Source organism: Polaromonas sp. OV174 (assembly GCF_900112285.1).
GTDB lineage: Bacteria > Pseudomonadota > Gammaproteobacteria > Burkholderiales > Burkholderiaceae_C > Polaromonas.
Genome location: NZ_FOKZ01000048.1, coordinates 1 through 10,466, shown reverse-complemented (window position 1 = coordinate 10,466; position 10,466 = coordinate 1). Strand labels below are relative to the sequence as shown.

Genomic DNA, 10,466 nt, shown 5'->3' with positions numbered 1-10,466 from the left:
TGGCGCCCACGGCCCATGTGGTCTCCGATGGCCTGCAGGCCTTTGCTCAAGTCTTGCAGGTAGGCGCCACGCATGAGCGTCATGTGACGGGTGGCGGACGACAGGCAGCCAGGACACCCCAGCTGCGCTGGGTCAACACGATGCTGGGCAACCTCAAGACCGCCCAGGCCGGCACTTACCATTCCTTTGACCATGCCAGATACGCCGCGCGCTACCTGGCTGAGTTTGCCTACCGCTTCAATCGCCGCTTTGACTTGGTGGCCATGCTGCCCAGGCTGCTGCGCGCGGCCGCTACGACAAAGCCACAGCCTCTGACCATACTGCGCATGTCTGAGGCAAGTCGCTAATCAGGTAAAAAAGGCCTGTGGCGCTTATGTGGCGCGCGATAGTAGCTACTTAAACAATAGCATTCAAGCCCATGAAGCCTTACTTCATGGCGCCAAACACCTTTTGCAAAATCGCGCTGCCCGTGCCCACCGGGTCCTGGCGGATTTTCTTTTCTTCCTCACCGATGATCAGGTAAAGCCCGTCCAGCGACTTGCCGGTGACGTACTGCTGGATATTGGCGTCTTCCTTTTTCACCAGGCCAAAGCCTGCGGCCTTGCCGGCAAATTCGTTGTACTTGTTGGCCAAGCCGACCTTTTCCGTGGCTTGGTTCACCACCGGCAAAAACTTGACGCCCAGCGGCGCGCGGGTTTTTTCGGCAAAGAAGTTAGTCACCGAAGTGTCCCCGCCGGTCAGGATATTCTTGGCGTCGGTGACGCTCATGGCCTTCACGGCGCCGACCAGCAAGTCCTTGCCCATGGGCACGGCGGCCTCGGCGGCGCGGTTGATGGCGGTCACCAGTTCGTCAATCTTCTTGCCCTGGCCGAAGTTTTTCAGCAGTTTTGACGCATCTTCGAGGTAACCGGGCAAGGGAATGCGAACTTTTGGATTGCCGAGGAATCCATCAGGTTTGCCGAGCAGGGCAACGGCCGCCAGCGCGCCTTTTTCAAGGGCGGTTTTCAGTCCCGCGCTCGCATCGGCATTACTGATACCGCTTAGATCACCCAAGGAAAGCGCCTGGGCCTGGCGGTATGTGGCCAATATGAGCAGGCCCAGCGCGCTGGCGCCGGCTTGGTTAAAATTTCGACGTTGCATGATGGGATCCTTCCAATGAAAAAACTCTCTCCCGTGGCAGTATGCCGCATGCTGCTGGCAAGCGCACTGGTGCTGGGAGGCGTGGCATTCCTGTCAGGCTGCAGCGGCGTGCAGGGCGCGCCCGAGTCGACCTTCGTGCTGCTGGACGGCAGCAAAAAAACCACGGCCGACCTCAAGGGCAAGGTCACCCTGGTCAACTTCTGGGCCACCAGTTGTGTGACCTGCGTGGCGGAAATGCCCAAAATCATTTCGACCTACGAGAAATACAAAGGTCAGGGCTATGACACCCTGGCGGTAGCCATGAGCTACGACCCGCCCAGCTACGTCGTCAATTACACCGAAACCCGCAAGCTGCCCTTCAAGGTCGCCATAGACAATACCGGCGCCGTGGCCAAGGCCTGGGGCGATGTGCAGCTCACGCCCACCACTTACCTGGTGAACAAGCGCGGCGAAATCGTCAAGCAGTATGTGGGTGAGCCCGATTTTGCGGCACTGCACCAGCTGATTGAAAAGCTGCTGGCCGAGACCTAATCCACTTGCCCCTCAGCCATTGAAAAAGGCCGGCTCCCGCGAGGGATCGGCCTTTTTTTTTGCGCTCATCAAAACGTCCCACTTGGCTCTTAAACCCGGCAGGGGCCGCGGAACCGGCTTAGCCGGGCCGCAGGCGCAGCGGCCCCCTCGGGGGGCAGGGAGTTACGCGAAGCGAACGACCGTGGGGGCTCTATTTACTTGTTTCGGAACGCGTCGTGGCAAGCCTTGCAGGTGTCGGCAGTCGCCGCAAAAGCGGTTTTCAGCGCGTCCAGATTGCCGGTTTTGGCGGCAGCGGCGAGCTTGGTGGATTCGGCGATCAGCTTGTCCTGGCCCTCCTTGAACTTGGCCTGCTCGGTCCAGATTTCAGGCTTGGCCTTGGTGTTGCCGCCTTTATCGGTGCCGGGGGCAAAACCGGCCCAGGGCAGTTTGGCCATGTCGGCGACGATGGCGGCATTGTCGGCGGCCAGCTTGGCGTCAAACGGCACCTTGCCATTGGCCATGGCGCCTACGCGACCGAAGTGCGTGCCCATCACGGACAGTGCGCTCTGGCGGTATTTGATGGCGTCTTCGGCTTTGGCAAATTGCGCATGCGCCGGAGCCATCAGGGCGGCCAGGGTGACTGCCGTGGCGATACAGGTAAAAGCTTTCATCGAGTTCCTCGTTGGTTTTTTTGAATCGAATGACCGGCAGCGCTGTAACGCCGACGATCAGTCCGCTCGAGTTTAGCGAGGCCAGAGAAGTTCCGCAGGAACTTCTGCACCAAGGGAAAGCACCAACAGTGCCCGGTCTGCCTGGGGGCCGCGCTACCATCCAGCCAGTCGTAAAAAGAAGGAATGCACATGAGCCAAAAAAGCCTGAACAAGGTACGTGTCTGGGATTTGCCAACGCGGATATTTCACTGGTCGCTGGTGGCCTGCGTCATCGGCCTGGCCATTACCGGCACGCTGGGCGGCAGCGCCATGGTCTGGCACTTTCGCTTTGGCTATTCGGTGCTGACGCTGCTGCTGTTTCGCCTCGTCTGGGGGCTGGTGGGCGGACGCTGGTCACGCTTTGGCAGCTTCATCTATGCGCCGCAAACCGTCATCAACTACCTCAAGGGGCGTGGCAAGCCCGAGCACGGCATTGGCCACAGTCCGATAGGCGCGGGCTCGGTCTTTGCCATGCTGGCGGTGTTGCTGGTCCAGGTCGGCACCGGCCTGATCAGCGATGACGAGATTGCCTTCGCCGGGCCGCTGACTCATCTGGTCTCCAATGCCACGGTCGGCCTGTCGACCAATTACCACGCCAATATCGGCAAGTGGCTGCTGCTGGGCCTGCTGCTGCTGCACGCCACGGCCATCTTGTTTTATCTGCGCCGCAAGCACAATCTGGTGGGCGCCATGCTGCATGGCGACAAGACACTGGTGGTGGCCATGCCGCCGTCACGTGACGACACCGCTTCGCGTCTGACGGCGCTGCTGATCCTGGCGGCTTGCGCGGCCCTGGTCTATTGGATCTCCACTCTGGCGGTGCCGGCCTTCTAGAGCCGGGCGGGCGTTCTACAGGGTGCGGCGGCGAATGCCGTTAAACTGGCCCGTTTCCAAGCAAGAAACGCTGTGCAACGCCCTTCCATCGAGTTCATCACACCGGTCACGCCCGAGCAGCTGGCCGCGACGCGCCAGATTTTTGCCGAGTATGCCGAGCAATTGGGCATAGATCTGTGTTTCCAGAATTTCGAGGCCGAACTGGCCGATTTGCCAGGCGAGTACGAGGGCCCGGCGGGTGCCTTGCTGCTGGCCCTGGTGGATGGGGAGATCGCCGGCTGCTGCGCGCTGCGCGCCATAGCCTCGGTCGACTATCCGAATGCCGCCGAAATGAAGCGCTTGTATGTGCGCAAGGCCTTTCGACGTTTTGGCCTGGGCCGGCAGCTGGCCGAAGCGATTCTCGATGCAGCGCGCATGGCGGGCTACCACAGCGTGCTGCTGGACACCCTGGACGACATGGAGACGGCCCGCACCCTTTATGCGGAACTGGGCTTTGTGGAGATTCCCCCCTACTATCACAACCCGATTGCCGGGGCGCATTACCTGAAGGTTGATCTCTAGCCCAGATTTTCAAACAAAATTAGGTTATAGCCCAAGCAGAGCGGGCGTAGCGCGCTATTAATTTCATAGTTCTTCTGCACCCAGGCCGGGCGCAGCCTGGCGGCCCACAGCGCTTGAGTACAGACGTAAAAAAGCCACCGGGCTCGCGCACACGGTGGCTTATTTACAGCGACAAAGCTCAGGCTTTGGCCTGGGCCAGCATCGTGGCCGCATCGCTGACTTCAAACTTGCCCGGGCCTTCAATATTCAGGCTGACCACCTTGCCGTCTTTCACCAGCATGGAGTAGCGATTGCTGCGCAGACCCAGGCCCTTGCCGTTCAGGTCCAAGGTCAGGCCGGTGGCCTTGGCAAATGCCGCATCACCATCGGCCAGCATGCGGACCTTGTCCGCGGTCTTCTGGTCACGCGCCCAGGCGCCCATCACAAAGGCGTCGTTCACGCTCAGGCACCAGATCTCGTCCACACCGGCCGCCTTGAGCTCGGCAGCCTGCTCGACATAACCGGGGACATGCTTGGCCGAGCAGGTGGGCGTGAAGGCGCCAGGCACGGCAAACAGGGCAATGGTTTTGCCGGCACTGGCCTTGGCCACGTCGACCGCATTGGGGCCCAGGCTGCAGCCATTGCCTTCCACTTCCACAAACTCCATCAACGTGACTGCGGGAAGGGTATCGCCTACTTTAATCATCAGGTGCTCCAGGTTGTAATAAACAAAAATCGGAAATTTCGACGCTATTTTGACTGACTGTCAATATCACCGAGGCGTCACGGTCTTTAAGCCAACCTTTAGCCATGAACTGCCGAGGCAGAAACAAAAACAGCCCACAAAGTGAGCTGTTTTTGATGACTTGAGGTCAAAGTCTTGTGGACTTAAACGATCGCGCCTTTTTGCACCAAACGGGTCACAACCCAGTTCTTGGTCTTGGAGATAGGACGGCTTTCCGTGATCTCGATCATGTCGCCGACCTTGTACTCGCCCTTTTCGTCATGGGCGTGGTACTTGCTGGACAAAGACACGATCTTGCCGTACAGCTCATGCTTCACACGACGCTCGACCAGAACCGTGACGGTCTTGGCACGTTTGTCGCTGACCACCTTGCCAATCAAGGTGCGCTTGAGGGATTTTTTAGCTTCCGTCATTATTTGGCTCCTTGTTTGACGATGGTTTCGGCCAGGATGGTCTTGGCACGAGCGATGGCACGGCGCGTCGAACGCAACGTGGCGGTGTTGTTGAGTTGCTGAGTGGCTTTTTGCATACGCAGGCCAAAGTGGGCTTTTTGCAGCGCTTTGACTTCGTCTTTCAAACCAGCAACGTCTTTTTGGCGCAGTTCAGTAGTTTTCATTGCTTCATTCTCCTGATTACTGGCCGATCATGCGGCTGACGAACGTCGTGCGCAGCGGCAGCTTGGCCGAAGCCAGGCGGAACGCTTCGCGAGCGAGTTCTTCAGACACACCGACGATTTCAAAAACAATCTTGCCGGGCTGGATTTCAGCCACGTAGTACTCTGGGTTACCTTTACCGTTACCCATACGCACTTCAGCAGGCTTTTGGGAGATCGGCTTGTCTGGGAAGACACGGATCCAGATACGGCCGCCACGTTTGACGTGACGGGAAATCGCACGACGTGCGGCTTCGAGTTGACGAGCAGTGAGGCGACCGCGGTCGGTGCACTTCAGACCGAAGTCACCGAACGCAACCGAGTTACCCCGAGTTGCGACGCCGGTGTTGCGGCCTTTTTGCTCTTTGCGATATTTTCTGCGAGCGGGTTGCAGCATTTGTATTCTCCGTTATTAGACCGATTACTCGGTCTTGGCACCGTCAGCTGCTGCAGCTGGCGCGGCTTTGCGGACGCGCTTAACGGTGTTGTTCGGGGCTTCGGCGCCAGACGCCTCAGCCGGTTTGTCGCTGCCATCAGCCGGCGCAGTGTTCACACCGCGTGGCGCACGAGGTGCACCGCGGGGAGCTGCACGGTCAGGACGATCGCCTGGACGGGCATCACGACGTGGACCGCGTGGCTTGCGCTCTTCGTCAGCAACTTCCACCATGCGTGCGCCGGTTCCGTCATTACGGCCCAGCGTGTCACCCTTGTAGACCCAGACCTTGACACCGATGATGCCGTAGGTGGTCTGTGCTTCAGAAGTGCCGTAGTCGATGTCGGCGCGCAGGGTGTGAAGGGGCACGCGACCTTCGCGGTACCACTCGCAACGAGCGATTTCAATGCCATTCAGACGGCCAGACGACATGATCTTGATGCCCAGGGCACCCAGACGCATGGCGTTTTGCATGGCGCGCTTCATCGCACGGCGGAACATGATGCGCTTCTCAAGCTGCTGCGTGATGCTGTCAGCGATGAGCTTGGCATCAATTTCAGGCTTGCGAACTTCTTCGATGTTCACGGCGACCGGCACGCCCAGCTGGCGGCTCAGTTCTTTCTTGAGGTTCTCGATGTCCTCGCCTTTTTTGCCGATCACGACGCCCGGACGTGCCGAGAAAATCGTGATGCGGGCATTCTTGGCAGGACGCTCGATCACAACACGTGACACGGCGGCGCTTTTCAGCTTGGCCTTGAGGTACTCGCGCACCTTGATGTCTTCCGCCAGCATGCCGGCGAAATTACGGTTGCTTGCGTACCAGCGGCTAGCCCAGTTGCGGCTGATGGCAAGGCGGAACCCGGTTGGGTTGATTTTTTGTCCCATATCCTGCTGCCTTTAGTTGCCAACCACCACGTACACATGGCACGTAGGCTTGCTGATGCTGTTACCGCGGCCTTTTGCGCGCGCAGAGAAACGCTTGAGCGTGGCACCTTGCTCGACGTAAATGGTTTTCACCTTCAACTCGTCGATATCGGCACCATCGTTGTGTTCAGCGTTGGCGATAGCGGACTCAACCACCTTCTTGATGATTCCAGCAGCTTTTTTCTGCGTGAAATTCAGAATGTTGAGCGCTTGATCCACTTTCTTGCCGCGGATCAGGTCAGCGACCAGACGGCCTTTGTCGACCGACAGACGAACGCCCCGGAGGGTTGCACGTGTTTCCATGGTCTTTCCTTACTTTCTCACAACTTTTTTGTCAGCCGGGTGACCTTTGAAAGTCCGGGTGAGTGCGAACTCGCCCAACTTGTGGCCAACCATTTGATCGGTGATGTAGACAGGCACGTGCTGCTTGCCGTTGTGCACGGCAATGGTCAGGCCGATGAACTCGGGCAAGATCATGGAGCGACGCGACCAGGTCTTGATCGGCTTCTTGTCTTTATTGGTAACCGCTTTATCAGCCTTGGCTACCAAATGATGGTCGACAAATGGACCTTTTTTGAGTGAACGGGTCATAGCCTATCCCTTACTTCTTGCGACGCGACACGATCATGACCTGCGTGCGCTTGTTGTTACGGGTGCGATAGCCCTTGGTCAGATTGCCCCATGGATCGACTGGATGGCGACCTTCACCGGTCTTGCCTTCACCACCGCCGTGTGGGTGGTCAACCGGGTTCATCACCACACCGCGAACGGTTGGGCGGATACCCATCCAGCGCTTCACACCGGCCTTGCCGAGACGGCGCAGGCTGTGTTCTTCGTTGGCGACTTCACCCAGGGTGGCGCGGCATTCGATGTGGATCTTGCGGACTTCACCGGAGCGCATGCGCACCTGAGCGTAAGTACCTTCACGGGCCAGCAGCGTTGCAGACGTACCGGCGGAACGGGCGATTTGCGCACCCTTGCCGATTTGCATCTCGATGCAGTGGATCGTGGAACCAACAGGAATATTGCGGATAGGCAAGGTGTTACCGACACGAATCGGTGCTTCCGAACCGCTCACCAGCGTGGCGCCGACTTCAAGGCCACGAGGGGCGATGATGTAAGCACGCTCGCCGTCGGCGTAGCAGATCAGGGCAATATGGGCCGTGCGGTTAGGGTCGTACTCGATACGCTCGACCTTGGCCGGAATGGCATCCTTGTTGCGCTTGAAGTCAACCACGCGGTAGTGGTGCTTGTGACCGCCGCCTTTGTGACGCGTCGTGATATGCCCGTTGTTGTTACGGCCAGCCTTCTGGAATTGTGGCTCCAGCAGCGGCGCGTAAGGTTCACCCTTGTGAAGGTGATCCCGGGAGATCTTCACCATGCCACGCATGCCTGGTGAAGTGGGTTTCATTTTAATGACAGCCATGATTACGCAGTCTCCCCACCGAGGTTCAGCTCTTGACCGGCTTGCAGCGTCACGTAGGCTTTACGCAGGTTGTCCCGACGGCCCACAGACTTGCCAAAGCGCTTGGTCTTGCCTTTGATGTTCAGAACAGCCACTGCCTTGACGTTCACCTTGAACATCAATTCCACAGCGGCCTTGATTTCATATTTGGTGGCGTCCTGCAGGACCTTGAAGGTGACCGAATTGGATTTCTCCGCGATCATCGTGGCCTTTTCAGACACGATGGGCGCGACCAAAACCTGCATCAAGCGGCCTTCGTCGAATTTGGTTTGGGCGTTCACGGCGCTCATGCAAACATCTCCTTGAGTTGGTCCATGGCGGCCTTGGTCACCAGCACTTTTTTGTAGTGAACCAGTGACAGCGGGTCGGCATAACGGGGCTCAACCACCAGAATGTTGACCAGGTTGCGGGATGCTAGGTACAGGTTTTCATCAACCTGATCAGCAATCACCAGCACCGAGTTGAGGTTCATGGCCTTGAATTTGTCGGCCAGGACTTTCGTCTTGGGCGAATCCACGGTCAGCGAATCAACCACAGCCAGACGGCCTTCACGGGCCAACTGGGAGAAGATCGATGCCATACCGGCGCGATACATCTTCTTGTTGATTTTCTGGGTGAAATTCTCATCAGGCATGTTCGGGAAAATACGACCGCCGCCGCGCCACAGCGGGGAAGAAGTCATACCAGCACGTGCGCGACCCGTACCCTTTTGTTTAAAAGGCTTCTTGGTCGAGTGACGAACCTGCTCACGGTCCTTCTGTGCACGGGTACCCTGGCGGGCGTTGGCCTGGAAGGCCACGACCACTTGGTGAATCAGGCTTTCGTTGTATTCGCGACCAAACACGGTATCGGGCACGTCCACTTTGGACGATGACAGACCTTGGTCATTCAGGAGTTCGACCTGCATCAGTTCGCTCCTTTAGCAGCGGCGGTTGGTTTGGCCTTGATGGCGGCGCGAACCGTCACAAAACCACCTTTGGAACCAGGAATGGCGCCACGAATCATCAGCAGTTGACGAGCTTCGTCAATGCGTACGATGTTCAGGTTTTGCGTGGTCTTGGTGACATCACCCAGATGACCCGTCATGCGTTTACCAGGAAACACGCGACCAGGATCTTGCGCCATACCGATGGAGCCGGGAACGTTGTGCGAACGGCTGTTACCGTGCGACGCGCGCTGCGAGCTCATCTTGTGACGCTTGATGGTACCGGCGTAGCCTTTACCAATGGAAGTGCCCTGCACGTCCACCAGCTGGCCCACGGCAAAAATATCAGCAGCGGGCACGACAGCGCCTGCAGCGTATTTGCCGGCGACATCAGCCGTCACGCGGAATTCTTTCAGGATTTCACCGGCTTCAACGCCTGCTTTCGCAAGGTGGCCAGCGGCCGGCTTGGTCACGCGCGATGCTTTGCGCGAGCCAAATGCCATTTGCAGGGCATCGTAGCCGTCATTTGCTTCGGTTTTAACCTGGGTTACGCGGTTGTTGGACACATCCACCACCGTGACAGGAACTGTGTCCCCATCATCAGTGAACAGACGCATCATGCCCACCTTGCGACCCAGCAACCCTAGGGAGTTGCTCAGACTCATTGTTTTCTCCAAAACTTCCACCGCTGTGACTTCAATTGGCCACAGACGTTTTGATGTGAAAGACGGTTAATAAAACTGCTCCAGTTGCACTGCAATTGCTCGCAGCAGATCCTGGACAGCCCAAAAGTATAGCGCAGACTGCCAAATATGGCAAATCCGCGCTAAAGCTCAGGTTTTTGAAAGGGGATCAAGGCTGGATTTTGACTCCAGACAACCCAACCCCCTTTCGGCCTCTTGCTTACTGCAGCTTGATTTCGACGTCAACGCCAGCAGGCAGATCGAGCTTCATCAACGCGTCCACGGTTTTATCCGTAGGGTCAACGATGTCCATCAGACGCTGGTGCGTACGGATTTCGAGCTGGTCGCGACTCGTCTTGTTGACGTGGGGCGAACGCAGAATATCAAAGCGCTTCATGCGGGTCGGCAGGGGCACAGGACCCTTGACAATCGCACCAGTGCGCTTCGCGGTGTCCACGATCTCGGCGGCTGACTGGTCAATCAACTTGTAGTCAAACGCTTTGAGGCGGATACGGATTTTTTGCTTGGTGGCCATGGTAATTCCTTGGTTTTATCTGGAATTAAGCAATGATTTTGGCAACGACGCCAGCACCAACGGTACGGCCGCCTTCGCGAATGGCGAAGCGCAGGCCTTCTTCCATGGCGATCGGGTTGATCAGCTTGACGGTGATCGACACGTTGTCGCCTGGCATGACCATTTCCTTGCCTTCTGGCAACTCGATCGCGCCGGTCACGTCCGTCGTGCGGAAGTAGAACTGGGGACGGTAGTTGTTGAAGAATGGCGTGTGACGGCCGCCTTCGTCCTTGGACAAAACGTAGATTTCGCCGGTGAAGTGCGTGTGTGGCTTGATGGAGCCGGGCTTGCACAGCACTTGGCCGCGCTGCACGTCTTCACGCTTGGTGCC

Annotated in this window: 18 protein-coding genes and 1 pseudogene; 4 read left to right on the top strand and 15 right to left on the bottom strand. The window is 57.9% G+C overall.

What is annotated here, in order from left to right:
- Positions 1-347 (top strand): transposase (locus BM160_RS21745; RefSeq protein WP_143093211.1); only part of this gene is annotated, 347 nt, incomplete at its 5' end.
- A 79-nt stretch (positions 348-426) separates the two neighbouring features.
- Here the strand turns inward: BM160_RS21745 and BM160_RS21740 are convergent.
- A complete protein-coding gene (locus BM160_RS21740) occupies positions 427-1,140 on the bottom strand; it encodes a DUF4197 domain-containing protein (RefSeq protein ID WP_092008234.1) in 714 nt (237 codons plus the stop codon).
- A 15-nt stretch (positions 1,141-1,155) separates the two neighbouring features.
- Here BM160_RS21740 and BM160_RS21735 point away from each other — a divergent pair, with 15 nt between their 5' ends.
- The gene (locus BM160_RS21735) at positions 1,156-1,671 is read left to right on the top strand and encodes a TlpA disulfide reductase family protein (RefSeq protein WP_177219109.1); all 516 of its coding nucleotides are present in this window, start codon (positions 1,156-1,158) and stop codon (positions 1,669-1,671) included.
- 194 nt (positions 1,672-1,865) lie between these two features.
- Here BM160_RS21735 and BM160_RS21730 read toward each other — a convergent pair whose 3' ends face one another.
- On the bottom strand, positions 1,866-2,321 hold the full coding sequence (locus tag BM160_RS21730; RefSeq protein WP_092008233.1) for a c-type cytochrome: 456 nt from the start codon (positions 2,319-2,321) through the stop codon (positions 1,866-1,868).
- Between the two features lie 189 nt (positions 2,322-2,510).
- Between BM160_RS21730 and BM160_RS21725 the strand changes: the two genes are divergently transcribed.
- Entirely contained in the window at positions 2,511-3,194 is a 684-nt protein-coding gene (locus tag BM160_RS21725; RefSeq protein WP_092008232.1) for a cytochrome b/b6 domain-containing protein, read from the top strand.
- Between the two features lie 72 nt (positions 3,195-3,266).
- Positions 3,267-3,755: a GNAT family N-acetyltransferase gene (locus BM160_RS21720; protein WP_092008231.1), complete on the top strand. Its 489-nt coding sequence runs from the start codon at positions 3,267-3,269 to the stop codon at positions 3,753-3,755.
- 178 nt (positions 3,756-3,933) lie between these two features.
- On the opposite strand, the gene BM160_RS21715 is transcribed toward BM160_RS21720, so the two are convergent.
- The 13 genes and pseudogenes from BM160_RS21715 to tuf all read right to left on the bottom strand — a co-directional run.
- Complete coding sequence (locus BM160_RS21715) at positions 3,934-4,440, bottom strand: peroxiredoxin (protein WP_092008230.1); 507 nt, start codon at positions 4,438-4,440, stop codon at positions 3,934-3,936.
- A gap of 182 nt (positions 4,441-4,622) precedes the next feature.
- The gene (gene rpsQ, locus BM160_RS21710; protein ID WP_092008229.1) at positions 4,623-4,892 is read right to left on the bottom strand and encodes a 30S ribosomal protein S17; all 270 of its coding nucleotides are present in this window, start codon (positions 4,890-4,892) and stop codon (positions 4,623-4,625) included.
- Positions 4,892-5,095 carry a 50S ribosomal protein L29 gene (gene rpmC / locus BM160_RS21705; protein WP_092008228.1) on the bottom strand — a complete coding sequence of 68 codons (204 nt, stop codon included), beginning with the start codon at positions 5,093-5,095 and terminating at the stop codon, positions 4,892-4,894. The genes rpsQ and rpmC overlap by 1 nt, the downstream gene beginning before the upstream one ends.
- 16 nt (positions 5,096-5,111) lie before the next feature.
- A complete protein-coding gene (rplP, locus tag BM160_RS21700) occupies positions 5,112-5,528 on the bottom strand; it encodes a 50S ribosomal protein L16 (RefSeq protein ID WP_092008227.1) in 417 nt (138 codons plus the stop codon).
- A 24-nt stretch (positions 5,529-5,552) separates the two neighbouring features.
- Positions 5,553-6,449, bottom strand: a complete 897-nt coding sequence (gene rpsC, locus BM160_RS21695; protein WP_092008226.1) for a 30S ribosomal protein S3 — start codon at positions 6,447-6,449, stop codon at positions 5,553-5,555.
- A 12-nt stretch (positions 6,450-6,461) separates the two neighbouring features.
- The gene (rplV, locus tag BM160_RS21690; protein WP_007866508.1) at positions 6,462-6,791 is read right to left on the bottom strand and encodes a 50S ribosomal protein L22; all 330 of its coding nucleotides are present in this window, start codon (positions 6,789-6,791) and stop codon (positions 6,462-6,464) included.
- A gap of 9 nt (positions 6,792-6,800) precedes the next feature.
- Positions 6,801-7,079 carry a 30S ribosomal protein S19 gene (gene rpsS / locus BM160_RS21685; protein WP_007866503.1) on the bottom strand — a complete coding sequence of 93 codons (279 nt, stop codon included), beginning with the start codon at positions 7,077-7,079 and terminating at the stop codon, positions 6,801-6,803.
- 10 nt (positions 7,080-7,089) lie between these two features.
- Complete coding sequence (gene rplB, locus BM160_RS21680) at positions 7,090-7,914, bottom strand: 50S ribosomal protein L2 (RefSeq protein WP_092008225.1); 825 nt, start codon at positions 7,912-7,914, stop codon at positions 7,090-7,092.
- A 2-nt stretch (positions 7,915-7,916) separates the two neighbouring features.
- Positions 7,917-8,243 carry a 50S ribosomal protein L23 gene (gene rplW / locus BM160_RS21675; RefSeq protein ID WP_092008224.1) on the bottom strand — a complete coding sequence of 109 codons (327 nt, stop codon included), beginning with the start codon at positions 8,241-8,243 and terminating at the stop codon, positions 7,917-7,919.
- Positions 8,240-8,860 (bottom strand): 50S ribosomal protein L4, encoded by a 621-nt coding sequence (gene rplD / locus BM160_RS21670; RefSeq protein ID WP_092008223.1) that lies wholly within the window; start codon positions 8,858-8,860, stop codon positions 8,240-8,242. Before rplD ends, rplW begins: the two co-directional genes overlap by 4 nt.
- Complete coding sequence (rplC, locus tag BM160_RS21665) at positions 8,860-9,543, bottom strand: 50S ribosomal protein L3 (protein WP_092008222.1); 684 nt, start codon at positions 9,541-9,543, stop codon at positions 8,860-8,862. Before rplC ends, rplD begins: the two co-directional genes overlap by 1 nt.
- Positions 9,544-9,781: 238 nt before the next feature.
- Positions 9,782-10,096 (bottom strand): 30S ribosomal protein S10, encoded by a 315-nt coding sequence (gene rpsJ / locus BM160_RS21660; RefSeq protein ID WP_007838118.1) that lies wholly within the window; start codon positions 10,094-10,096, stop codon positions 9,782-9,784.
- A gap of 25 nt (positions 10,097-10,121) precedes the next feature.
- Positions 10,122-10,466 (bottom strand): annotated as a pseudogene (gene tuf, locus BM160_RS21655) (elongation factor Tu); the annotation flags it as partial.